The sequence below is a fragment of the Calothrix sp. PCC 7507 genome (assembly GCF_000316575.1).
Lineage (GTDB): Bacteria > Cyanobacteriota > Cyanobacteriia > Cyanobacteriales > Nostocaceae > Fortiea.
Genome location: NC_019682.1, coordinates 649570 through 675037 on the forward strand (window position 1 = coordinate 649570; position 25468 = coordinate 675037).

Sequence of the window (25468 nt, forward strand, 5' to 3'; positions counted from 1 at the left end):
TTAATTTCCCAAATTGTTACTTTGATAGGTGTCCAAAACGCCACTGCGAATCATTAGTTGTGGCCAGATTAACAAGAAAAAGCCCATCCATATCAATATGGGGATGGAAATCAGAATTGTTAGCCAGATAATTTTAAATATTAGCCAGCTACCGCTAATCAAAGTGACACCTGTAAGAAGTATAGACCAGGGTTGACACCACCAAGGTTTGTAGTTCCAAGGATTTAGAGGCTTTTGTTCAGACATTAGTTTTATTTAATTTGTCATTGCTCATTGGTCATTTTTCCCTGCCCCCTGTTCCCATACTAATTAGGTTTCCATTTGTCTAAAGTTATGTATTGGTTCTCTACAAGGTCTAAAACCTCAATATTACCGCTGGGAGTCAACACACGAAACCAAAAAATTGTATCAACATGTTTTACATGATTTTCAACTACTCGAATTGTATAATAAGATTCATCAGGGGTCGGTGAACTTTCAATAACTGCAGCAACACGGATAGTTCCTTTAGAGAGTTGTTCAATCTCTCGTGCTTTGCGTTGCACTATTGGTAGTTTCCAAATTAGGTTAAAAGCTTTTTTTTCATCAATTACGCTGGTGGCTTGAGCAACTTTCACCACAGTAAGGTTGTACAGTTCAGCTAACTGTTCTGAGTTTTTTATGACCATTTTATTATGGTTTTTGGGACTTTGAGCAGTACTTGACTGTCCTAATAGTCCTATGAGTAAAGAAGCTATGAGAGGGTAAAGAGTTGTTCGTTTCATGAAGCTATCTGTAAAAATCTTTATCAACGCTTAATAAAAGTGCATTATCTTATTTTGTATTATTACTTTAGCAAGCTAACTATAAAAATACTATAGATATAAAACAAATAATTTAGGCTGATGTTGAACAGTATCTGTAGGGCGGGCATTGCCCATCAAAACCTAGAGATGGTGGGCTATTATGTGTATTTCAAAAATTAAATACTAGTCCTATATAGATATCAAACAAATAATTTCTTTAGATTGCTATTAAACAGCATCAACTGTGTATAAAAGCTTTTATACAGATTATTGCGATAACCAAACACCTAAAAATTTATCGCCATTTTGCTTGGTGATAATCTGCTATCAGATTGTAAATAATCTCTCACACTTCCAGCTAGGTGAAAGGCAAATAATGGGGCAACTGCATTTCCGACTTGATTAAAACAACTGGTTTCTGAACCCACAAATTCAAACCAATCAGGAAAACTTTGCAACCTAGCAGCTTCTCTCATAAATAAACGCCGCCGTCTCCCATCAGGAAGTTTAATTCTGTGCATATCACCTGTAGCACCAGCTAAGTTTCTACAAGTCAAGGTTCTTGCAGGTTTATCTAAATACAAATCACGGGGATTTTTACAAAAAGAAGCTTTTTCATACTTGGCTACATATGCATCCATGCTAGGTGTGAGGAATTTTGATTCTGGCGGTACTTGATAAGCAAGTTCTCCTAAAGCCTCGCCTGCAGATATGTTTCTTGTTAGTAATTGAGGAAATCTAAAGTTTCCTTTATGTCCGACAACTATCAAACGTTCACGATTCTGAGGAACGCCAAAATCAACAGCATTTAACAATTTCCACTCGACGATGTAACCTAAATTCTGAAGAGATTGGACAATTTCATCCAAGTACCATCTGTTTTTATACAGTAGTCCTCGCACATTTTCCAAGAGCCAAATTTCAGGACAAAGCTTTTTGACTGCATTAATAAAAATAGGAAAGCCATCCCGTGAGTCTTGTAAACCTTTTTGGTTTCCGCCGACGCTGAAAGGTTGACAGGGTGGCCCACCTATGATCACTTTAGCGAGTGGTAATTCTGTCTCTGGTGTGAGAACAATTTGAGTACAGTTTCCTTTTAAGTTTGTTTGATATGTGGTACAGGAATCTGCATCCATTTCAAAGCCGTGGGTGGAAAAACCCTGTGCTTCAAACCCAAGGGATAAACCACCACAACCAGCGAATAAGTCTAATACCAATGGACTGCGGGAAGGTGCAGGTTTAAGTAGATGATTTATCTGATCGACGTAGCTCATGCTGCGTTAGCTTGTTAAAATTTAGTGCTTGCATATCATAAGCTGTTTACATCTCCAATATTTCACGCACTAAAGAGGCCAGTTTATCGGCACTATCGGGAACTGCGATCGCTTTTGCTTTTTCTGCCATCTTGGCTAATTCTATCGGTGACTGTAACAAACTCAAAACCTGATTTTGCAATGTCTCAGATGTTAACTCTGATTGTTTAAACGCTAACGCCGCACCAGCTTTGGTAAACACTTCTGCATTGTAGGTTTGATGGTCTTCGGCAGCAAAGGGATAAGGAATCAAAATCGCTGGCACTCCACAAACTGCTAATTCTGTCAAGCTACCTGCACCAGAACGGCTAATGGCTAAATTTGCCCGTCGCAACAACGCTGCCATGTTGTGGTAAAACGGCAACGTTATGTACTGCGGATGCTGAAGACTATCCGCATCTGGATCTTGCTCCCCAGTCAAATGCACTACATAAGCACCAGCCTTAAACCATGCAGGCGCTGATTGGCGAACTAATTTATTGATACCAATGGCACCTTGGCTACCACCAAAGACGATAATTAAAGGAACGCCGTCAGGAATCGGTAAATCTAGCGAGGCATCAATTCTTGCATTGAGGAATTGAGATCGCACGGGAGTACCTACGCAGACATTTTTGGCACGAGGTAAGTACTTGGTAGCGGCTGCAAACCCTAGCGCTACGGCAGTACACCAAGGGCCAAAAAAGCGTGTTACTTTACCAGGTAAGGCGTTAGATTCATGAAAAACTACGGGTAATCCTAAGGAACGCGCTGCAATAACTGCTGGCCCAGCGATATAACCCCCTGTGGTGAACACGCCTTGAAATTTCCCCTGTTTCAGGAGTCGCCTAACTTCCAGAATCGAACTGATGAGTTTAACCAAGATGCGTAGAGATGATATGCCAAATCCTTGTTGGAACCCTTCAACTGCAATAGTATTCAAGGGATACTGTTTAGGCACGAGCTGAGTTTCCAGCCGATTGGGGACACCCAGCCATTCAATTTCGTAATCTGGCAGTTTTTCGGCCAGTGCGATCGCTGGAAACAAATGTCCACCAGTCCCACTGGCAGCTATTAGTAATCTAATCGGTGCATCTACCATCAAGTCTCTACCGTTTAGCTCCTAACTTAATTAAGATAAAACAATTTCCTGACGTTCTTTACTCAAATCAGTAAACTATTCCCAATGACTAACATTATTGCCTTATTGATGAAACGCCAACACCAATTTCCCAATCGTATTTGGCTAATTCTTTTTCTACTGACACTCGGTATTACCAGTAGTTGGCAATGTGCCCAAGCTAGTACTCCCGACAACGCCCCTCCCGAACTCAAAAACCTGTTGACACAGGTTGATGCAGCTGCTAGCCAGGGTGATGTTAAAAAGGTGATCGAATTCTATAGCCCTAATTTTACTCATGGTGATGGATTAAATCGCCAGACTTTAGAAAAATCTTTGACTGACCTTTGGAAGCGATATCCACAATTAAGATACAGTACACAGCTACAGTCTTGGAAGACTGAAGGTAATGCCATTGTCGCCGAAACGGTAACTAAGATAACTGGCTTACCTTCTTCTAACAGTAATAATTTGGCTCTCAATGCCACAATTAAATCACGTCAACGGGTTACAGGTGCAAAAATTGTTAGCCAAGAAATTTTGTCGGAACGCACCTTACTTACCTCTGGGAGTAAGCCACCCCAAGTAGATATTAAATTACCTGAGCAGGTAAAGGTCGGTCAGCCGTATAGTTTTGATGCGATCGTTCAAGAACCGCTGGGTGATGATTTTCTGCTAGGAACGGCGTTAGAAGAACCCATCCAAGCAGATAAATATCTCAGTCCCACATCTGTGGATTTGGAATTACTCACGTCTGGCGGACTTTTTAAAGTCGGACGCGCCCCATCTACTCCTGGTAATCAATGGGTTTCTGCAGTGATCCTCCGGGGAAATGGGATGACGATGGTGACTCAGCGCTTACAAGTGGTAAATAAGTAAGGGATTGGGTTTCGACTACGCTCAACCTAGTACAGTGCGGCGGAAATAAGCAGCCCATTCTCAATCGCTAAAAAGCTTACTCCATATTACTTTTGATTTTTGACTTTTGACTTCCGCCTTGCGGTACTAGGGTGTTGACTTTGTACGAAATTAGCTAAAAAATATCATGCAATTTTTGTGTTTACCGTAGGGGCATCGGCACTGCCGTGCCCTGATGATAACGTTAACTACGAATATTATTTTGTATGATGCATTTTGGGCTGAAAACCCTCAGAGTCAACAGCCTACGCTCAACCGAACAGGACTGGGGACTGGGGAGGTAAGGGAGACGAAGGAGACAGGAGACAAATTATACATTTTTTTGCCAGATTAAACACAAGGCAGGTCTATTATTTCCAAATTGTTGGACAATTGACACTGGACTCTTGACTTTTGACTCATGACTTCCTTACAAAATCAAATCGTTTTAATCACTGGTGCAAGTAGTGGTATTGGTACTGCTTGTGCCAAAATTTTTGCTAGCGCTGGTGCTAAACTGATTTTGGCGGCGCGACGACTAGAACGATTGCAGGAAATCGCAGATGCACTCAGTAAAGACTTGGCAACTGAAACTTATTTGTTACAGTTAGATGTGCGCGATCGCTCTGCTGTTGAATCTGCTATCTCTACCCTACCCCCCTCTTGGTCTGACATCGACATCCTCATCAACAACGCTGGACTGAGTCGCGGTTTAGATAAGTTGCACGCAGGCGACTTTCAAAACTGGGAAGAAATGATTGATACCAATGTTAAAGGCTTGCTTTATGTCACCCGCTATGTTGTTCCGGGAATGGTCAGCCGTGGTCGCGGCCATGTGGTAAATCTGGGTTCTACCGCTGGACATCAAACTTATCCTGGTGGTAATGTCTACTGTGCGACTAAAGCTGCTGTCAAAGCGCTTTCTGAAGGTTTAAAACAAGACCTATTGGGTACTCCTATACGTGTGACTTCTGTTGATCCGGGGATGGTGGAAACGGAATTTAGCGAAGTCAGATTTCATGGCGATCGCGATCGCGCCAAACAGGTCTACCAAGGAGTTAAGCCCCTTACCCCAGAAGATGTTGCTGATGTGATCTTTTTTTGTACCACGCGATCGCCTCATGTCAACATTAACGAAGTGATTCTCATGCCCGTTGACCAAGCTAGCGCCACGTTAGTTCATCGGCGAGAAAATTAACCAATCTGGAAAAAGATGAAGTCGGTAAACTTATGCAGAATACTGCTAACGTCGAAAAACCCGGGGTGACAGCACTCACAGCCATTAACACAGCCAAAGTTCTCACAATTGGCCTTTTAGTGGTTTTTGCTGTGATCTTCGGCATCCAAGACTTACGACAAGTAATCTATTTGTGTCTTCACATCGGTTATTGTCTCTGGTGGCTACTAGAACAGTGGTTCTATCCCCAGCGACGACAGTTATTTAATGAACCTATGGGGGTTAGTGGGTTCATATTTGTGCTGTTGTTTGTCGGTATTTTTTACACTCTACCAGGATACTTGGCATTTACAAATCCCGTCCCTCTATCCATGACGGAGGCGGCGATCGCACTACCACTATATACTTTTGGTACATTGATTAATGCCACCGCAGATGTCCAAAAACTTACTGCCAAGCAGTATGGTGCAGGACTAGTTAGTGATGGTATCTGGCGCTTCTCCCGCAATATTAATTACTTCGGCGATTTGCTAAGGTATCTAAGTTTTAGTGTAGTGGCTGGTTCACCTTGGGCTTATTTAGTGCCAGTAGCAGTCTTATTTGCCTCACTCCAACGGATGTCCCAAAAAGACCAGTCAATGTCTTCCAAGTATCCAGATTATACTGAGTACCAAAAATCTACCAGCCGCTTGATTCCTTTTATTTGGTAGTTATTATCATTACCTGAATTGTACTTAATTAGCCATTCCCACTGTGATATGGAACACTTGCAGGCAAAGCACGCCTGCAATTTTTATGAAATGTTGACAACTCATAATCATTTCGACTATGATTAGCTTAGTAAATTAAATTCATCATCCCAAAAATAGAAAGCCTGGTTATTGGTGCGATCGCAAGACAGGCTAAAAGTTATTGGTGTCTTACCAGTTTTATAAAGAAGAATTCAGAACTCAGCAGCCAGAAGGCGGAAGCCTAATGTTAATTATGGAAATTCCCCTATTGCCTATTTTATTTTTTCACACCACAAGGAGCGAAATATGAACTTGATTCGCTTTGAACATATCAACCTTTCTTGCAACGATATAGATGCAAGCAAAAAGTTTTACCAAACTCTTTTTCCTGATTGGTACGTGCGTGCTGAAGGTGAATTTAATGGTAGTCGCTGGATACATTTTGGGAATAACCAATTTTATCTAGCTTTGAATGACCACACTGGTCAAAAGCGAGTACATCAAGCCTACGAAAATATCGGTATTAATCACGTTGGTTTTGTGATTAAAGATGGGAAAGCCATACAAAAATTGCTGGATGCTGGAGGCATAGGATATTACATAATGACAGCGCCAGAAACCCAGCACAGAATTTATGTCAATGACCCAGATAATAACGAAATTGAGTTAGTTGAATATAATCCAGAGTATGCACTCAAATAATTAAGTAGATCGACCAGGAGACTTTACACGGACACAGAAATAGCATGAACCAAAAACCGGGAAATTCCATCAAAGTCAACAGCCTAGTACCGCAAGGCGGAAGTCAAAAGTCAAAAGTCAAAAGTCAAAAGTCAAAAGTAATATGGAGTAAGCTTTTTAGCGATTGAGAATGGTCTGCTTATTTCCGCCGCACTGTACTAGTGGTTTGTCAATTTTGTTTTGAGGGGTTTTTGGTAGTGCGGGCCGAAAAGCCCGCGTGAGCGAGACGCTCACACTACAGTCCCTCATTTCAACCCTGACAGACTACTAGTACAAGAAGGCTGAAGTATGAAGTATCTACCCCTGCGGGGAAGCAAGCTACGCGAAGCGTCTCCGAAGAAGAAGTATGAAAGTAAGAAGTATATACTGTAGGCTTTTTGTGGTTTTAGAATGGTAGCTTGATTTACGCCGTGGCGTACTAGGCATAGCCCTACCTATTATGTATTTCAATATTCAAGTATGAATCCCATATATAGGACTCCTATTTGATTTCTGAAAAAACTCAGTACATCTCTGCCTCACTTCTTACCCATTGCCTATTGCCTATTGCCTGACTACGCAAATACGTTCAATAATCAAATCGGATTCCTATACAATGCGGGTTACTAACTATGAATTCTTGGCTCTGGATGCAAATTTGCTAGCAGTTCACTTTCGACTATTGCTAATTCATCAAGCCGTTGCATGACAAGATCACGGTCAAAATAAGTATCAGCCAAAACCCAATAAGTACCGAAATGTCGGGCTTCCGATGCCATTAAACCACGATAAAATTTTGCTAATTCTGGTTCAGGACAATGTATTGCCAATAGCCCCAGTCTTTCATGACTACGAGCCTCAATTAAACCGGTGACGAGTAAAGAATCCAGAAATTTTTCGGGTTCTTTAGACCGAACTTGAGCTTTTAAACCAGCTCCATAGGGAGGCGGTGGTAGGGGAGCAAGGGCGATATGTCGGCGTTCTAGCCACTGGTTGACTAGCTCAAAGTGTTCTAGTTCTTCACGGGCGATCGCTGTTAATTCCCTAACCATTTTGGTATTAGAAGGGTAGCGAAACATAAAATTCAATGCCACGCCAGCTGCTTTGCGTTCGCAGTGGGAATGATCGAGTAAAATCATGTCTAAGTTAGCGATCACCTGTTCCACCCAGGCATTGCTTGTGGGTTGTTTGAGGGCGTTGATAGTTGGTAAGGCAGAAGTAAGCACAGCGTGACAGAACTCCGGATTTGGCAATTTTGCTGAGTATCCCAGCACATTGATTTTAATACTGGATTGGGCGATCGCGCATGAGATTGTTGCGGCTAGATCATATCTTGAAAACTTCCTCTATTAGCAACAGGAGTAGACTGAGGCTGTGCGAATCAGATTTGATATTCATCATAATTTTGCTTTTGAGTGTGTGATTTTGGTAGTTGACAACTACTGTTTATGAAACTTGCAATAATTCAGTATATTTTCGCTTCAGCAAAGCCCGGAATTCAGGCATAGTCATGGATAAAGCACCACCAGGATCATTTTTATTTCCAGGTTTTCCACCTTCATCACAGCATTCATCATGCCCTTTGACATCATCAAAGGAAAATATGTCAGGTGCTTGTGACTTGAGCCATAACAGTAGTTTAATTAGTGATTCTTCCTGAGCCAGGGTGTACTTGTGATACCATCCTTCCCGTCGAGAACCATTGCGTTCGACATAGCGCATTTCTGATTCATCGAAATATTCACTGGGAAATTTATGAAACCAAGCTTTAAACTTGCGCTGGCCATTAACTGTCTCAGGTTCACAACGTCCAGCTGCAACTATCTCAATCCCAACGCTGTATTTGTGGTGAAAGGTTCCACTGTGAGATCCGCCTTTATTTAACGGAAAGGCTTGGTAAATGACACCATCACGACCCATCATTAGACATGGGAAACCCAGTTCACCAAGATATTTTAAAGTACCGATTGGATTATCACGTCCTGCCGTGAAGTGAACTACCGCACCGCGTGGATATCCCTGTTCATAAGTCCACTTTGTGGAGATATCAAACGGGTGTTGTGCAAATGGTATCCACAGTTTTTTAGCTCCTGGCTCACCTTCAGGTTTTGGTAAAGGTTTTAGTGTTTGTAGTGCTTTCCAGACATCAATATCAGCAATACCATCGGCTGTCATACTAAACTGCTTTTCAACTGCAATGACTGCTTGTTTAGTCATAGAGCCAAAAATACCATCAACTTTCAGTCCAGCGTCTAGATGTTCGTTAAGTTCCCGTTGCAAAAGCTTAACAGCTTCACCTCTATCTCCTTGCTTGAGTTCTTGATACTGGGTTTGACGTGCTTGTTCAAGAAGTTCCTGGGCTTCATTGTATAGCTTTTGCATGATGTACTCATGGTAGACCAACCCTCCATGTTGAGTCTTCCATGTGTTTGTATAGCCAGGAGGGCACCAAATGGGGCAGATGAAGGCCAGAAAATCTGCGGCGCTGCTTACATGATCACGCCATCCTTTGTAGGGCGATCGCTCAAGAAAATTCCAATAGCCACGCACCGCATCTACTGAATTCGCAAACTTACAAAAATTATCTCCACCGGTAGGCTCACTGGTTGTCTGATAGTAGACAGACTTAGCAATGCCGTTCATTTCTTCACGCCATTTCAGCCCGTGGTAATTATGATGTAGTTTTGCTAAATTAGTACTCCCTCGTCCACTTTCCAGAATTGCTTGCGCGAGACAGACTGTTGCCAATTGTGGAAATTCAATATCTGTTTGTGCTACAGCTTCAATAAATTCTTGCCAACTCATAAAATTTTCTTTGGTAAAGATAACCTTGATTTTCATTAGAGGTATTAACCAAAAATTTTGATTAATACCTTAAAAAAATATACAAGAGTGCGTCACTGAGATAAACCTGGAAATACCAAGAATTTATGCGTACTGATACACCCTGCTAACTTTATCTGATTGGACTAAATACCACTGTTCCACCCTGATGACCAGTTCTTCTAAAGTTACCGATAAAAGTCCAGTTAATATATCCACCATCACCGCGATTGGTGAATGTACCACTGCTAAAAGTCCAAACACCAAATGGAATACCGTCACAGGTGGCTCTTCTAAAATCATCACCTACTAGTCCATGACTATATGATTGGTTCAAGTTAAAAACCATTACATTCCGACGTCCTCCTGCTTGCTGGTAAGCTCCTCTCGCTATATTTTGTACACAAGTTGACCGATCCGCCAAGGCAGGTCGAGAAAAAATAGCAGAACTAGTTACCAATAATGTTGCACCAGTTATAGCAAGTGATAAGTTTTTTATCATTGCTTTTTTAATGGATGATTTGTTTGTGGCAACAGTATTTTGATCTGTCATAATTAACTCCTGAATTTGTGATTTTTTTCAACCTTAATACACGAGTTCAACTTATGAATAAGAATCTTTTTCTAGATTGTGTGATTCTCTGTTGAACAGAACCCGGATTTCTCACAAGCCGAAAAAAATAGGGGTCGAAAACTGCCAAAATATCTATTGCACATGAATTCCAGCAGTTTTAAGCATGACCCCCAATAAAACAGGTTGTATACCGGAACAGTTCCAATTTGAATCAGTAAAGTCATGTCCAGTCGTAGTTAATTTCAACGGTGAGACTGTAACATCAGATGCCGGAGTAACTTTAATTGCGGAGCTAGACCGAAAAAGGGAGATAACATCACGGCTAGCAGGATGTTTTAAAGATTACCGAGAACAAAATCGAATTGAACATTCGGTCAGTAGTTTAATTGCACAGAGAGTATATGGTTTAGTAATGGGTTATGAAGACATCAATGACCATGAAACTTTACGTCATGATGTGATGTTTGCGCTCTCCGTTGGAAAATCCATTACTTCGGGACAAGAACCAGTTAAAATGGCCGGAAAAAGTACCTTAAATCGTCTTGAACACTGTCCAGAAGATGTTTCAAATAGAGCCGAGAGTCGATATCATCGAATTGAGCATGATGCAGAAGCAATAGAAAAACTGCTGGTTGAAATATTTTTAGAATCCTTTCAGAAACCACCACGACAAATAGTTTTAGACTTGGATGTTACTGATGACTTAGTACACGGTAATCAAGAAAAATCTTTCTTTAACCCTTACTATAAAGGGTATTGCTATGCTCCCCTATATATTTTCTGTGGGAAACATTTATTAGCCTCAAAACTACGTGCTTCAAATGTAGATCCGGCAGAAGAGGCATTGCCAGAATTACAACGAGTAATTAAACTAATACGTGAACGTTGGAGTAATGTGAAAATTCTTGTGCGTGGAGATAGTGCATATTCGAGAGAAGATATTATGAGTTGGTGCGAATCTCAAATCGGAGTAGATTATGTGTTTGGATTGGCACAAAACAGTCGGCTAATTCAACTGTCTCAATCAACTAAATACCGAGCTTTTCTGGAATACTCGCAAAAAATTGAAACCGTAGTAGAGTTTTTTGAAACCTTATTTACTCCGTCAGATGACTTAAAAAAACAAGCAACAGCATTGGTTGATAGCTCAGTTTGGTATTGTTCTCTCGATTATAAAACTTTCTTAAGTTGGAGCCGTAATCGCCGCGTTGTCTCAAAAATTGAATATAGCAATGAAGGAGTAAATACTCGCTTTGTCGTGACTTCACTCCCTAGTAAAAAAGTACCGCCAGGACGGCTTTATACTCAAAAATATTGTCCACGAGGCAATATAGAGAATTGTTTCAAGGAACAAAAATTAGAATTAAAAAGTGACAGAACTAGTACTCATACATTTGCTGGTAATCAATTACGTCTGTGGTTTACTTCCATAGCTTATATTTTGATGAATGCCCTCCGAGAGAAATGTTTGGCAAAAACCGAACTCCAAAATGCTCAAGTTGGAACTATCCGTACAAAGTTATTGAAATTAGGAGCAATTATTACTGTTAGTCGCCGACGGGTTTTGATTGCAATTAGTAATGCTTACCCCTACAAAGAGATTTTCGCAACAGCTTATAATTATTTATCTCGGCTAAAATGCCCTGGTTAATTTTCTCTTAGTTGGAATTATAATTTTATAATTATTAGCTTAAAATTTGGGTTGTTTTACTGGATTCAACCCTAGTTTTACTATGTTTATTGTTATGTTTAAAGAGTTATTGCCTCAGTATTTAAGATTTATATTGTATGCATTTATTCTTATAGGTTAAGTCTTAATACTGCTGTATCCTGTTTTAGAATCCAATTTGATGATGTATCAATTAAATTATCCTAAATTTTGCTAATGCCAATGATTTTTTCTAACTTGTGAGAAATCCGGGTATAAGTATTTACCCAAAGCAAGTGATGTCTATGACAAGACACTTATAGGATTAGTATTTGATTTCTGAAATACACGTAGGGTGGCTTACATCTTGCACCAGTTGCAATAATCCATTTTTTGTAGGGTGGGCAGTGCCTAGGGTGTTGACTTTGTTGGTTTTTAGGCGAAATTATTTCATACAATAATAATGTCGTTGATATCTAGCAGAGTCAAAACCAATGCAAGAGTTCAAAAGCCCAGTTAGTAGATTAGCAAGGTTATTTGAAAAAGGTCGAGATAACTGGAAAGAAAAAGCTCTATTGAGACATAAAAAGATTAGGGCATTAGAAATAAAGGTGAGAGATTTATTAGATTCAAGGGAAGAATGGAAAAACCGTGCGCTGGCAGCAGAGTCAAAACTGAAATCACAAAATATTGAAGGAGGGTCATCAGAAAAAAAGAAGATTGGTCAGCCGAAGGAGAAAACATAGAGACTACAGAATTAAATATCAAAGGTCACCATTATGACGCGAAAACAATTCAGCAATCATTAGAACTTTTGATGAAATGCGGTATAAGTCTTAGAGGAGCGGAGAAAGTATTTGAGTTATTTAACAATTCGGAATCCCAGACAAATCCTACTTTCACATGTATCAGAAAATGGTTAGGAAGAATCGGGATATATGAGTTAAAAAGGGAAAAAGAATATCGAGATGATTGGATATTTATTGTCGATTTAACTGTGGAATTAGGGAAACAAAAAGCTTTAGTGGTTTTAGGAATTTCACAGCAGAATCTTCAGTCAAATGTGATTGATAAAAAAAGAGGAGTGTCACACAAAGATGTGGAAATTCTCGGATTAGAAATTATGGATTCTACCAGAGGAGAACTCATAGAACACCAGCTAGATAAAATAAGTAAAAGAGTGGGTGTGCCAGTGCAAATAGTTGCGGACAATGGTAGCGACTTGGCTCGTGGAATCAAGCTATATCAACAAAAATATCCGGAATTAATTTACACTCATGATGTAACTCATGCAATGGCTTTGCTTTTGAAATGTCAGTTAGATACGGATGATAGATATCAGTCATTTATTCAAAAGTGTAATATTTCGAGGCAAAAACTACAACAGACAGAATTATCTTTTATATCTCCTCCTTCCCAACGTTCTCAGTGTCGTTATTTTAATGTGGAAATCTTGACAGATTGGGCAATCCATCTGTTAAATGCCCCGACAGAAACTCTCTTAAAATTAATGCCAGATGCCGAGCCTTTGATGATTACTCAGAAAATAAGAGATAAATTAGGATGGTTAGCTGATTATGAATTAGACGTAATGAAGTGGCATCAAATGGTGTCATTAACACGCCGGGTTGAAGCCCAACTAAAACAATCAGGACTTAGTCATCAATCTCTGGACTATTTTCAGCAGAATCAATCTATATTTCTTGATAATTGTCTCTCTGATTTTCAACAGAATATTTTTGATTACTTGGCTGTTCAATGTAACAAAATCACAGGACATGGTACTTTTTTAGCTACTTCTGATGTCATTGAATCATTGTTTGGAAAATATAAGCATTTTTCTGCACGCTGTCCATTTAAAGAGATGGGTCAGATGTTACTAACCATCTGTTTATCTACTATCGATCTAACCACTGCTGTTGTTAAAAATGCACTCTCAACAATTAGTTTTACTTCGGTTGAAGCATGGCTAGATGAAGTTTTTGGTCAATCTACACTCTCAAAACGAAAAATGTTATTTTCGGCTGATTATGAAGACACAAAAACTGTATGAACTTTTACCCCGAAAAAAGGCACAGAGTCAACACCCTAGGCAGTGCCCACCATTACCTAAAACTCCTATGTTTGTGTCAGTGGGCATTGCCCACCCTACAGATCAGGAGATTTTTTCAATAATCAAACCCGATTCCTATAGAACAATTAGCTCAAAGTTAGTAACAATCAGTTGCCTTGGTTTTTTTTCTGGCGATGGTGTTCCACAAGCAATTCTAAAACTGAGGAAATATCAATATTCTGGTCAGTTTGAATTTGGAGAACAATATCGTCCAGGCAAATATCTGAGCCTACAAACTCCATCAATCCAGGACTTCTCAATTCCTGAAACAGTTGATATCTAATTTCCAAAGGCATCTCCCGGAACTTTTTGGTTAGTAATATAACTTTTTCTTGTTCAGCAAGATTATCAATCAATCGGTCAACTTCTTCTAGAAACGACATAGCAAAAAAAACGCACCATTTCATATTTCTGGTTTTTCTGGATCTTTTATGCGAATAGTTTAGAACTATCATTCTGATCAAAGGAAACAGTCTCCAAGATACCTCGCTTCACTGCATTACGCTCAGTATGACAAAGTTCAGCTTTTATCCGTTTGTAGTATAGCTCAAGTCTACTTAAGTAGACTCAAAATTTTGAGAGATATTTAGTCATCTTCAGATGACTTTTGCTATGAGCAAGGAACTGAAGTTCCTTGCGGGATATGGATTACATCTTAAGTTCACACGTATGAACAACCTTTCACCCTTTTACATCGGCAAAATTTTTTTAGAAATCACCTAGGTTTCCTAAGGTAAGATATGTGATAAAAGCGATACAAGGTTGCGGCAGATGCTTAAGCGTCTTTGGCAATGGCTCAAACGGTTTATTCAGCGCTTATTTCGCAGCAAGCGGACTGTTTCTCCGCCATTAAGAGAACAGAAGACAGTAGAAATAATTAAACAATTGACGGATATTGAGTATGAATCTTTATTCCTCCAATTGTTGGCAGAGGTTAATGATGGCTTGGGGAGAGGAGGGGTAAAAGGTTTCTTGGCTGCAAAGCGCATCAATGAAGGAAATTTAGTAGAGTGGTTGCGTGGCTTTGGCGAAAGATTGTTAGCATCAACCGCAGCGAATGATGAGTTAGCAGCGCGGCTGGTGCGCTTTGGGGAGTTGGGCGTTGGGGAATTGGGTGATGTGGCGCGTGATATTGGGAAGCAATTAACGAACCGCAGAGGCGCAGACTCGGAGGAAGGAGGGGAATTAGAACTACAAGTACTACCAGAAGTAGCTAAATTGTTTACACTTTTGCAAAATAATAATAATGTTGTCCACCCATTTATCCAGAATTTGGGAATTACAACAATTCCAGAAGTAAAAACAAATTTTCCAGCATTAACGTATCAGATAAATAATATAGCTCAAGAAATTGAAAATATCCCAACTACGTGGTTTGATCTGGGTGTTAAGCAAACAATGATTGGGGATTTTGAAGGAGCGATCTCATCCTATGACAAAGCACTCGAAATTAAACCTGGCTACTACGAAGCTTGGTACTTGCGGGGGTATGCGTTATCGAATTTAAAACGCAATGAAGAGGCGATCGCGTCCTTCGACAAAGTGCTGGCAATTCAACCTGATTATTATGCAGCTTGGAATAGAAAAGGTGCAGCATTAGATCATTTAAAGAGATATGAAGATGCTATTGCATCATTTGACCAAGCTATAAAAATCGACCCTGACAACCATGAAGCTTGGCATAACAAGGGAAATATGCTTGATAAATTAGGCGAGTATGAGAAAGCGCTAATCAGCTATGACAAAGCCCAACAACTTGACTCTAGCTGCTATTCTGGCTGGAATGCTCGCGGTGTGACACTAACTAGTTTGGGACGAGATGAAGAAGCGATTCTATCGTGTGACAAAGCACTAGCAATTCAACCTAATGACCATCTAGCTTGGTTCAACCGAGGGAATGCGCTAGTGAATTTAGGACGCTATGAAGAGGCGCTTACATCCTCAAATAAAGCCCTAGAAATTGAACCTAATTTCCATCAGGCTTGGGACAATCGGGGAACTGCACTAAGGAATTTAGGATGCTATGAAGAAGCAATTTTATCCTACGATAAAGCATTAGAAATTCAACCTGACTACCACCAAGTTTGGGACAACCGGGGAATCGCGCTGGGGAATTTAGGACGCTATGAAGAGGCGATTCTATCCTCCAGCAAAGCCTTGGAAATACAACCTGATTTTCACTATGCTTGGAATAACCGAGGGTTTGCGCTGGGGAATTTAGGATGCCATGAAGAAGCGATTTTATCTTACGATAAAGCCATAGAAATTCAACCTAATTTTCACCTAGCTTGGAACAATCGGGGGAATACGCTATTGAATTTAGGACGCTATGAAGAGGCGATTCTATCTTGTGATAAGGCACTAGAAATTCAACCTGATTTTCACCCAGCTTTGTACAACCGGGGGATTGCGCTATTGAATTTAGGACGTTATGAAGAGGCAATTCTATCCTACGATAAAGCACTAGCAATTCAACCAGATATCCAGCAAGCTTGGAATAACCGGGGTATAGCTGCTAGGAACTCAATTAATTTTAATCAGTTATTGGCTTTTTCTAGTTCCATTGCTAGACAAAATCCGCAACTTAACCAGCGCGGCTATGAGGGAGAATTGGCAAGCTATGAGGAAGGGTTAAAGTATTGTCACCAAGACACCCATCCGCAAGGTTGGGGAGAATTACATCAAGCAATTGGTAAGGCTTACTATTTCCGAGGACGAGCAGATTCTCATCCTCGAAGCTATTGGCACAAAGCTGTTACCAGTTACAATGAAGCACTAAAAACTCTCACAGAAGTAGATTTTCCTGAGTTGCATCTGGAAGTTTTGCAAAATTTAATTCGTGTCCATTCGGATTTAGGAGAAACCGCTAAGGCTGAAGAACTCAAGCGATGGGGTACAGATTTATTACTATGTTTATTAAATGAACCAAATCGCCCTGATAAAAGTAAAAAACAACTGGCTTTTAAATTTGCATGGCTGCAGCAGTTGACTGTTGATTTAGCTGTGCAATCTGGCAATTTATTACAAGCAGTTGAATTAGCAGAACAGGGGAAAAATGCCTGCTTGAGTTGGCTTTTGGATGGGTGGAGTGATGAGATTTCCTCACCCAGTTATTCACAGATGCAACAACTGCTAAATCCTACAACTGCTATTGTCTACTGGCATCTTAGCCCTTACGCTCTACACACTTTTATCCTCAAACACGACACCCCAGAACCTATTGCATTGGGAGAAACCGGGGTTCTCAATCAGCCGCAACGTTTGCGGGATTTTGAAGACTGGCTGAAAAAGTGGAATGAACAATACGCTGATTATCGCCAAGGTAAGAAAGGTGAAGTAGCCGGAACGTGGCGCGACAATTTGCCGGAAATGTTACATAGTTTGAGTAATATTCTCGATATCAACACTATTGTTTCCCACATTCCCGACATCACGCAACTGATTCTGATTCCTCACCGCGATTTACACAGATTACCGCTACATGAACTGTTTCCACCGGAATTCACCATCAGTTATTTGCCTAGCGTCCAAATTGGGTTGATTTCCTCTAGCTTTAAACCACAAGGTAATAAGTTAGATAAGCTACTCAGCATTGAACATCCCACCAGTAGCGGTTATCCCTCGCTGGAGTTTGCTCAAATTGAATCGCAAGCCATCAGCCGGATGTTTCCCAATCCCACCCGTCAGCGTTCTGAGGAAGCTACGAAAGCAGCAGTTATTAATGCTTTGCGCCAAGGCTACAATATTTTTCACTTTACAGGACATGGTATATACAACTTCCACAATCCGGCGTTATCTCACTTGGCGTTGGCGGGAGAAGATAAACTCACTCTCGTGGATATCCGCAATTTTGATTTAAGTAGCTATCAACTCGTCAGCTTGGCGGCTTGCGAAACCGCAATTACAGGTAATCACACTATCACAAATGAATATGTGGGACTTGTCAGTGGCTTTATGAGTTGCGGTGTGGCTCATGTTGTCAGTACGCTGTGGACTGTGGAATCAGAAGCTAGTGCTTTGATGATGATGCAATTCTACAATTTGCTGCAACAAGGTAAATCAGAGGCGGTGGCTTTAGCTGGTGCGACTCAATGGTTGCGGAATGTCAACAATGCACAATTAGCAGCATGGTATGCGGGGGAAATCGACAAACTCCCAGCCGATGAGGATTTAGTTCGCCGTTTTTTGTCACGCCATTTAGATAATCTTAAGAATCAATCAGAACCCAGTAAACAACCCTATAATCACCCTTATTTCTGGTCAGCTTTTACGATTACTGGTATCTTTCCAATGTAGGGTGTGTTGTCGCGCAGCACAACGCACCGTCAAAAAACAATGAAAGGTGCGTTAGCCTACGGCATAACACACCTACTGGCGTGTCAAGCCTAAATTTGTGCGTTAACCAAAAATACATTGTACGGGCACGGCACTAGTAAGATTATCGGCTTGCCGAAAAGATTTAGGATGCCGTGCCCCTACGAGAGCAACTCAATGAGAATGTCTTTTATGGGTGGTTCATTTGATTGAATTAATGCAACATTCTAGTCTTGTCACGCCACTACGTCAAATTTATGTATTGAATTACTGGTATCTTTTCATCATGCAACCAATAGAAGCTTCTGAACTGAAAGCCTTTATTTTGGGGCTATATCAGCTTGACGCACCGTTACCGGATGATATCCAAGCACAGCTAAAGACAATCAAAATACCTGCGGATATTGGTAAACTGGATGCGATCGCTCACAGTTATCCTCCCCTAGCAAAATCATACAAGCAAGTGTGGGATGCTTTGAGTGCGATCGCTCAAACCCGTAGTAAAGGTATTGATAGTATACCTGAGCTTGTGTCCAACCCACTAAATACAGAAATTGACAACAGTTCTAGGGAAGTTGAAGAAGCACTCGTTGAGTTTGACCAACAAGTCGATCATAATAAACTCACAGAAATTGCTCGTCAAATCGTTCAGGCTTTGAATCCAGTCAAAACAGCCAGAGATATTATCCAAACAATATTTTTTTAAGAGGATGTTTGTAAAGTCTAATTCACTATTCATCCAGGCGATTAGAAATCGCGGCTACACAGACAAAACCCACCTCCGTGGGTTTAAGATCCTTAATTATACCTCAGTCCGCGCAGGCGGACTTAGTTTGTGTAGCCGCGAATTCCATTCGCAAGGGCTGTTATGTGCATTTCAACAATCAAATCGGATTCCTATAGTTGGGTATTCTAAATTATGAGCCAACAGTATGAATTAATTTACCCAACTCTCGATTTATTTCTTTATGACTTGAAAGCAGGTTTAGGACAAAATGAATCAAAAATCGAGCAGAATCGTGAACAGTTTTGGCAAAAAATCTATGGTGGTAAATTAGATAAGCAGCGTCTAGAAGCATTACGTCAAGCTGAAGCAGATGATTATGAAGACATCGTTTTACTAGGTAATCAGCAAGTAGAGAAGTTTCCGTCTCCTCTAGATGGCTATTATTATCCTGTACAACTGGGAGACACTTACGCACTCCAGGTAGACTGCACTGCTAACTATATAAATGATTATAAATATGCGCCTCAACCTGTGACTTGTTTGCAGCAGTTACAGAAAGACTCGAAAATTAATGAACTAAAAGGTAAAATTGGTCAAAGCTGGTTAATTTGGGGTCAGCTAGCCGCAGATAATCAAGACCCCATAGCTACTGCTGAAGCTTGCTATGCACAATTAAAATTAGACCCCAAGCAAAATGGGGAGATTGATTATAGAGGAGAAGGAAAGTTTTTTGGCGGGACTGTGTTTGAATTGTGGCGACTCCCTACAGAAGCACAGCAATTTAGTGATGGCTATCATCTCTTAATTTGCTTGTTTCCCCATCAACTGAGAATAGATGAAATTAGAGATATTAATAAAAATCTGTATTCAGAATTAATCCATCTTTTTCGATATCGTAATAAAATCCTTTGGGCTTACGCTCAAAGTCGCATCATCAAAAGTAATTTAAAGCAAGCCTCGCAATTAGTTCAAGATAAAGTAAACTCTTTAAATAAAAAAGTTGAAGATGATCAATTTGAGATTAATAAACTCCAAAAAATCTTAAAGGATACGCCGGAGCTTTTATTAAAGTACACGAATAACTTAAGCTATCTAGACGACCAGCACCGCACTATTAATATTAATATTAGTAATTATCAGAAACGTTGGCAAAGACTAAAGGATTTAGATGCTAATAGTGATTGGGATTTTTTGCAAATCTTCAGTGAATTTGCCAAAGACAAGTTTTTAGTACAGATTGAAACAGACCAGGCTTACTTTAGCCCTGGCTTAACCTTAATGGAAAATTACATCAAGACCATCCAAGGTATGATTGACATAGAACAAACCAGAAGCGATCGCACTCTCAACACCACAATAGCGATCGCCGGTATCGGACTCGCCACCAGCCAAATCGCTTCTGCTGTCATCCTGGCAGAAATCCCTAAAGATAAACACCCACTCACTTACCAAACTGAAGTTTTTATTTGGAGTTTGGGTATAGGCTTGATTTTTGCGGCGTTAACCTATACAGTGCTTCGCATCTTTCGCCGCTAAATTACTTTGTGTAAGAATGCGCTTAGTTTACCATGTCCACTCAACATAAAATCCAAAGCATATACACTGATGGCGCTTGCACAGGTAATCCTGGCCCTGGCGGTTGGGGTACTGTCGTCTATTTTAGTGATGATTCGATTCACGAAATGGGCGATGCAGCTTCCCACACCACTAATAATAAAATGGAGATCCAAGCAGCGATCGCTGCTCTCCAATACCTGCAAGCATCAGGACAAACTGAACCCATCACCCTTTATACCGACAGCGAATATGTAATTAAATCCATTACCCAGTGGATGAAAGGCTGGAAAAAAAGAGGCTGGAAAAAGGCTGATGGTAATCCTGTCCAAAACCAAGACCTGTTGCAAATTTTGGATGACCTCAATAGCGACTTAGCGGTAAACTGGCAACATGTCCGGGGTCATTCTGGTAACATAGGTAACGAGCGCTGTGATGCGATCGCCCGCGCCTTCGCTAATGGCAAAATCCCATCCCTGCAACAATCTTCCCCTCTAGACTCCCAGCCATCTCTACCACCAAAAAATGAGATAAATGTAGCAAAAGTGCCTGATTCTCACGCTAACTCTACAATAATTAACAACAAGGAACAAGAAATCAGTACTCTTGCATCAGATATAACCATTATGGAGTCACATATCACACCTACTGCCGCTGCAATTGATGAAAAACCACCTGAGTTGAGGGTGACACAACTACGCAACTTAGTAGAAACGTTGCGTATTGCTGACGAAATCGCCAACAAAGGCTACTTAATCACCAGTTCTGAACTAGCAGACCTCATGGATGTTCACGCCAGCGCTGTCACCAGTCGCGGCGACCAATGGCGCTGGCGCAACTGGATAGTCTCACGGGTAAGACGTGAAGGTAATCAAATTCTCTGGGAACTAGAACGTGGCGATCAAGTTGGAGGGGAAAGCGAGTAATCAGTCAACAGTGAACAGTGAACTAACTGATAACTGATAACTGACTAACTATATTTCCTTCCCCGCCACTCTCTGGGAGTGTGGAATGCAGATAAGAAAATTCGTAATACTGCTAAAGGGTCAGCGAAGGGGGAAAGCCAGAACAACCAGCCACCTTTAGCATCTTTGCGATCATAAGAAGGTGCGATCGCCAATAGCATAGCAAAGCGAATTACCAAGAGAAATATATTTAATCCCAGTAAGAGGAGCAGGGGAGAGGGGGAAAGAGAAGGAGAAAAGACAAGGTAACTGAGGACAACCAATAACGGTAGACCCTGAACTGCTGAGAGTAACCATAAATCTCCCCAAATTTGCCCACGGGGAGATGCATCTTTCAGGTCAAGACTGCGCCCCCATTCTTTCCACGTCTCTAAAGCACCTTCATACATCCGCACCTTTAACACCTTTGCACCATCTAAAAAGCCCACCTTAAACCCTTGGGCGGCAATATACCGCGCCAAGGTGACATCATCACAAAAGGAACTACTCGCACTACTGTAACCATCCACAGCAGCTAAGACAGAGCGACGGCACAAAAAGCACTGACCATTTGCCATCACCCTTTCTGGTTGTTCTGTATTGATACCAGCCGGGTCAAATCGGTAAAGCAGAGTCATCAACAAAGCTGGTTGTAGCCAACATTCTCCTGGATACTTGAGGACGAATTGGGGTGAAAGAGACACCAAATCATATCCCTGGGTTGTGGCTGTCTGCACTAAACCAGCCACCAAACCAGGATCGGGTACAGTATCAGCATCCATTCCTAAAAACCATTGACTTGCTGCTGCACTCTGCAAAAAGCCATTATGCAACGCCCAAGGACGACCCACCCAACCAGGAGGTAGGGGATCATCTGTTAGCAGGCGAAACCGAGGATCTCTTTGCTGTGCAGCTTTGACTAAATCAGGAGTACCATCTCGAGACTTGCTATCTACAACGATAATCTCTCGCACTTCGTAGCTTTGACAAGTTAAGCCAGCTAACAAGGGGCTAATACGCAGCGCTTCGTTAAGTGTAGGCACAACAACACTGACAGTACCCAAGAGGTCTGGTGTGGGTTGTTGGGGTTGAATGGGGGGATAGCGTCTTGGGCCTTTTACCAAGCGTGAAAGCAGAATTGCTGTTGCTGGTAACTGGATAAGTAGTAATAGTATCGAAACGTCTGTCATTGGTCATTTGTCATTGGTCATTTGTCAAGAGTCAAGAGTCATTAATTATTTCTCTCTTACCTCCCCCGCTCCCCGCTCCCTGCTCCCTGCTCCCTGCGCCCTTCCCTATTTCAAGGCTACTTTGACATTAGCTACTGAAATTTCTGGAGTTACTGGTTCTACTGTGGTGAATTGGGTTTGTGTGCTGGCGTTTGCACCTTTCCACCAGAGTGTGACAGCAGGAGCGACACCAAGTAATAAACCGAGCAATACAGGGATAGAAAAGCCTGCAGCCAAGCTCATTACTGTGGCAAAGCCAAAGTTGCTTAAATAAACTACCAAAGGCACCTTAAGCTGCGATCGCTCTATTGTGATTGGGTTGTTTCTCCACAACAGTGCAGCTACAGTCATAAACACCGATCCAGTACCCATCCAACCAACAAAGTTTTGGTAGGGCATACCAAAGAATGGCCCCGGTTGCTGCCAATACCAGAAGGGTAGAGAGGTTTGGCTCATGGCGGGATCAAGTACAAAATCCCAAGAGGTGAGTAACAACGCACCCAAAGCGATCGCCCCTACATGACGCCACAAGCTAGGTTTTTTGTCAACTTCTAAACCAGCTCTAGCTAGTAGGTAAGCAACGCATCCCACATAAAACCAAGACAAGGGAATCGTAAAGGGTACTAAACCTGCAATTTTATACCCCAAGCCGCTCAGGTAACTATAGTGACCAAAAGGAAACCCAGTGCTAGTTCCCAAGAGTTCACTGCCCAAGGAAATAAATACCGATGGCAGCAGAAACGCTAAAGCGCGACCTAAACCCAATGTCCTTAAAGCATACAGGAATACGGCAACCGCACCCAAAATCATATAAACTACACCGCCTCCCGCCATACTCCACTGCATGGCGGTTTGTCCAACCTCAGATAGGTTCAAAATTACTTCGGCATTAGGTACAACTAGTAGTATTCCTACCAATCCAAACACCATTGACACGATATGACCAATGAGGCATACGCGTTCCGCAATAACAAGTTGTCTCATGATAATTCCTTAGCAAGATGTGACACGCGGCTAATCGGCTGCTAACAGTTTACAAATGTTTAAGAACATAATTTAACTAATTTGGTGCTAATTTGTGCGGCAATTACCTGAAAACTTGCTGAGATTTTTGGTAAAAGCATAACAGCCGATTGATTGAGTCTAAAAAATAATAAGATGATATATAGTCTAAGCTATTGGAGTCAAAATCTATCTAACTGACGCTAGCTTCGCCTTGGGCATAAACCTGACCCTTGAATTAAAAATATAAAAATACTCCCAGAATACTAGAGAGCATTAACGGAAGACGAATATCAAAACCTTAGCCACACCTCTATTGCAGTCAGGTCTTTGGTTACGCTATATAGATAGTTATGAAATAATAACCTCAGCCGCTACTGGGAATTAACCCGTGTCAATCTTGAAAAGAGTTCCTTGGGTTTCCCTGGCACTAGTACTGCTTAGTTACAGTACCTTAGGCTGGGTAATATCCGAAACCAAGCCCCCTTGGTTTGTCTGGCTGGTACTTGTATTAGGTATTTTGCTTCTGGTAGGCAGCTTGACCATTCCTTGGTCAAAGATGACAGAATTTTCCCTTGTCCTGTTCGAGTCTAATACCAGGACATTTATTTTTGCGATTTCAGCAGCTTTTTTGTTTTTTTTAATGCTTGCCTGGTTTCGGTTATTTCTTGATACCTTGCTCATCATTTCAGCAGCTATATTAGCCAGAATTGACTTTCAGGCAGCTGGGTTGCAAGAAGGACAAGCTTTTTGGATTACGTCTATCGTTTCTTTGACAGGGTTAGCCTTGGGTGCAGCCATGCAAATGGTACTTTTTCGCTGAATGGGGCAGAGGGGGATGAAGGAGACAAAGAAGAAATAATTAATGACTTTTAACCCCTCGCCCTGAGCGGAGACGTTAGCGTCTCCGCAGGAGAAGGAGAAGGGTTGACTCTTGACCAATTCTTAACTAGCTACGGATTCGACAGCCGCCACGACTGGTGTGTAAACGCTAACTTTCTTGCGGCTTTTACCTTTACGTTCAAAGGTGACAACGCCGTCAACTAAAGCAAACAAAGTATCATCACTACCAATACCGACATTGTTACCAGGATGATATTTTGTACCACGCTGCCGCACGAGAATGTTTCCCGCCCGTACAGTTTGACCACCGTAGCGCTTGACACCTAAGCGCTGGGCGTTAGAGTCACGACCGTTGCGTGTACTACCTGTTCCTTTTTTATGAGCCATAATTTCCTCTGATGTTTCTAGTTCTTGATTATTATTCAGCAGCAGTTTCTACAGCTTGGTCATCAACTTCGGGGGTGGGAGCGATCGCTGCTTCTTCAGCCGCCAACACTGTACCATTGAGGTTAATGGAGTTAATCAAAAGTCTGGTGATTTCTTGGCGATGTCCCCGTTTTTTGCGAGTTTTCTTTTTGGGCTTCATCTTGTACACCAAGACTTTACGACCTCTGAGATGTCTTAGCACCGTCCCTTCTACAGTCGCACCGGCTACTCTTGGTTGTCCGATGGTGACTCCACCGTCATGAGCTACCAGTAATACTGCGTCTATTGTAACTTTTTCGTCTGGTGCAGCAGTCAGCAGCTCGATATCGTAAAATCGACCCGCCTCAACTCGTATTTGTTTGCCACCAGTTTCAATAATTGCGTAAGTCATGGGATGGTCCTTAGGTTTGCCGTACAGGTAGCTGGCTTTATATCTTCATGCATAGAAGTGATGTCTAACGACAAGCCGCTTTGCGTCTGCGCTATTGCCAGCTTTTGCAGTATGTCTACCTGATCCGAGCGGAAATTAGACAGACAATCTAAAATTCT

The 25468-nt window shown here is 41.4% G+C and carries 24 protein-coding genes; 12 read left to right on the forward strand and 12 right to left on the reverse strand.

The window, feature by feature from the left end:
- The 4 genes from CAL7507_RS02905 to murG form a co-directional block, all read right to left on the reverse strand.
- Positions 1–246 (reverse strand): DUF6737 family protein, encoded by a 246-nt coding sequence (locus tag CAL7507_RS02905; RefSeq protein ID WP_015126925.1) that lies wholly within the window; start codon positions 244–246, stop codon positions 1–3.
- Between the two features lie 59 nt (positions 247–305).
- Positions 306–764: a hypothetical protein gene (locus CAL7507_RS02910; protein ID WP_015126926.1), complete on the reverse strand. Its 459-nt coding sequence runs from the start codon at positions 762–764 to the stop codon at positions 306–308.
- Between the two features lie 308 nt (positions 765–1072).
- Entirely contained in the window at positions 1073–2059 is a 987-nt protein-coding gene (locus CAL7507_RS02915) for a DNA cytosine methyltransferase (protein ID WP_015126927.1), read from the reverse strand.
- 46 nt (positions 2060–2105) lie between these two features.
- Positions 2106–3179 carry an undecaprenyldiphospho-muramoylpentapeptide beta-N-acetylglucosaminyltransferase gene (gene murG, locus CAL7507_RS02920; protein WP_015126928.1) on the reverse strand — a complete coding sequence of 358 codons (1074 nt, stop codon included), beginning with the start codon at positions 3177–3179 and terminating at the stop codon, positions 2106–2108.
- An 84-nt stretch (positions 3180–3263) separates the two neighbouring features.
- On the opposite strand from murG, the gene CAL7507_RS02925 reads away from it, so the two are divergent.
- The 4 genes from CAL7507_RS02925 (at position 3264) to CAL7507_RS02940 (ending at position 6704) form a co-directional block, all read left to right on the forward strand.
- Positions 3264–4076 (forward strand): hypothetical protein, encoded by an 813-nt coding sequence (locus CAL7507_RS02925; RefSeq protein ID WP_015126929.1) that lies wholly within the window; start codon positions 3264–3266, stop codon positions 4074–4076.
- Positions 4077–4515: 439 nt separating this feature from the next.
- On the forward strand, positions 4516–5292 hold the full coding sequence (locus CAL7507_RS02930; RefSeq protein ID WP_015126930.1) for an SDR family oxidoreductase: 777 nt from the start codon (positions 4516–4518) through the stop codon (positions 5290–5292).
- A gap of 32 nt (positions 5293–5324) precedes the next feature.
- The gene (locus CAL7507_RS02935) at positions 5325–5981 is read left to right on the forward strand and encodes a DUF1295 domain-containing protein (RefSeq protein WP_015126931.1); all 657 of its coding nucleotides are present in this window, start codon (positions 5325–5327) and stop codon (positions 5979–5981) included.
- 327 nt (positions 5982–6308) lie between these two features.
- Entirely contained in the window at positions 6309–6704 is a 396-nt protein-coding gene (locus CAL7507_RS02940) for a VOC family protein (RefSeq protein ID WP_015126932.1), read from the forward strand.
- 644 nt (positions 6705–7348) lie between these two features.
- Here the strand turns inward: CAL7507_RS02940 and CAL7507_RS02945 are convergent.
- The 3 genes from CAL7507_RS02945 to CAL7507_RS02955 all read right to left on the reverse strand — a co-directional run bounded on the left by CAL7507_RS02945 (position 7349) and on the right by CAL7507_RS02955 (position 10098).
- Entirely contained in the window at positions 7349–7948 is a 600-nt protein-coding gene (locus CAL7507_RS02945; RefSeq protein WP_015126933.1) for a tRNA-(ms[2]io[6]A)-hydroxylase, read from the reverse strand.
- A 220-nt stretch (positions 7949–8168) separates the two neighbouring features.
- Positions 8169–9527, reverse strand: a complete 1359-nt coding sequence (locus tag CAL7507_RS30050) for a peptidoglycan-binding protein (protein WP_160166305.1) — start codon at positions 9525–9527, stop codon at positions 8169–8171.
- 151 nt (positions 9528–9678) lie between these two features.
- Complete coding sequence (locus tag CAL7507_RS02955; RefSeq protein ID WP_015126935.1) at positions 9679–10098, reverse strand: hypothetical protein; 420 nt, start codon at positions 10096–10098, stop codon at positions 9679–9681.
- A gap of 184 nt (positions 10099–10282) precedes the next feature.
- On the opposite strand from CAL7507_RS02955, the gene CAL7507_RS02960 reads away from it, so the two are divergent.
- The 3 genes from CAL7507_RS02960 (at position 10283) to CAL7507_RS02970 (ending at position 13820) form a co-directional block, all read left to right on the forward strand.
- Positions 10283–11770, forward strand: coding sequence for an IS1380 family transposase (locus tag CAL7507_RS02960; protein WP_015126936.1), 1488 nt, complete (start codon positions 10283–10285; stop codon positions 11768–11770).
- Positions 11771–12261: 491 nt separating this feature from the next.
- Positions 12262–12513, forward strand: coding sequence for a hypothetical protein (locus tag CAL7507_RS02965; RefSeq protein ID WP_015126937.1), 252 nt, complete (start codon positions 12262–12264; stop codon positions 12511–12513).
- A gap of 71 nt (positions 12514–12584) precedes the next feature.
- Positions 12585–13820, forward strand: a complete 1236-nt coding sequence (locus CAL7507_RS02970; RefSeq protein WP_015126938.1) for a hypothetical protein — start codon at positions 12585–12587, stop codon at positions 13818–13820.
- 167 nt (positions 13821–13987) lie between these two features.
- Here CAL7507_RS02970 and CAL7507_RS02975 read toward each other — a convergent pair whose 3' ends face one another.
- Positions 13988–14287: a hypothetical protein gene (locus tag CAL7507_RS02975; RefSeq protein ID WP_144051183.1), complete on the reverse strand. Its 300-nt coding sequence runs from the start codon at positions 14285–14287 to the stop codon at positions 13988–13990.
- A 364-nt stretch (positions 14288–14651) separates the two neighbouring features.
- On the opposite strand from CAL7507_RS02975, the gene CAL7507_RS02980 reads away from it, so the two are divergent.
- From CAL7507_RS02980 to rnhA, 4 genes are all read left to right on the forward strand, one after another.
- Positions 14652–18176, forward strand: coding sequence for a CHAT domain-containing protein (locus tag CAL7507_RS02980; RefSeq protein ID WP_015126940.1), 3525 nt, complete (start codon positions 14652–14654; stop codon positions 18174–18176).
- A gap of 304 nt (positions 18177–18480) precedes the next feature.
- A complete protein-coding gene (locus CAL7507_RS02985) occupies positions 18481–18900 on the forward strand; it encodes a hypothetical protein (protein WP_144051285.1) in 420 nt (139 codons plus the stop codon).
- Positions 18901–19113: 213 nt separating this feature from the next.
- Positions 19114–20457: a hypothetical protein gene (locus CAL7507_RS02990; RefSeq protein ID WP_015126942.1), complete on the forward strand. Its 1344-nt coding sequence runs from the start codon at positions 19114–19116 to the stop codon at positions 20455–20457.
- A 32-nt stretch (positions 20458–20489) separates the two neighbouring features.
- Positions 20490–21401: a ribonuclease HI gene (rnhA, locus tag CAL7507_RS02995; protein WP_015126943.1), complete on the forward strand. Its 912-nt coding sequence runs from the start codon at positions 20490–20492 to the stop codon at positions 21399–21401.
- Positions 21402–21445: 44 nt separating this feature from the next.
- On the opposite strand, the gene cruG is transcribed toward rnhA, so the two are convergent.
- Positions 21446–22609 carry a 2'-O-glycosyltransferase CruG gene (gene cruG / locus CAL7507_RS03000; RefSeq protein WP_015126944.1) on the reverse strand — a complete coding sequence of 388 codons (1164 nt, stop codon included), beginning with the start codon at positions 22607–22609 and terminating at the stop codon, positions 21446–21448.
- A 105-nt stretch (positions 22610–22714) separates the two neighbouring features.
- On the reverse strand, positions 22715–23632 hold the full coding sequence (gene cruF, locus CAL7507_RS03005; protein ID WP_015126945.1) for a gamma-carotene 1'-hydroxylase CruF: 918 nt from the start codon (positions 23630–23632) through the stop codon (positions 22715–22717).
- Between the two features lie 409 nt (positions 23633–24041).
- Here cruF and CAL7507_RS03010 point away from each other — a divergent pair, with 409 nt between their 5' ends.
- Positions 24042–24473, forward strand: coding sequence for a hypothetical protein (locus CAL7507_RS03010; RefSeq protein WP_015126946.1), 432 nt, complete (start codon positions 24042–24044; stop codon positions 24471–24473).
- Between the two features lie 122 nt (positions 24474–24595).
- Here CAL7507_RS03010 and rpmA read toward each other — a convergent pair whose 3' ends face one another.
- On the reverse strand, positions 24596–24880 hold the full coding sequence (gene rpmA / locus CAL7507_RS03015; protein WP_015126947.1) for a 50S ribosomal protein L27: 285 nt from the start codon (positions 24878–24880) through the stop codon (positions 24596–24598).
- A 31-nt stretch (positions 24881–24911) separates the two neighbouring features.
- On the reverse strand, positions 24912–25310 hold the full coding sequence (rplU, locus tag CAL7507_RS03020; protein WP_015126948.1) for a 50S ribosomal protein L21: 399 nt from the start codon (positions 25308–25310) through the stop codon (positions 24912–24914).
- Positions 25311–25468 lie beyond the last annotated feature (158 nt).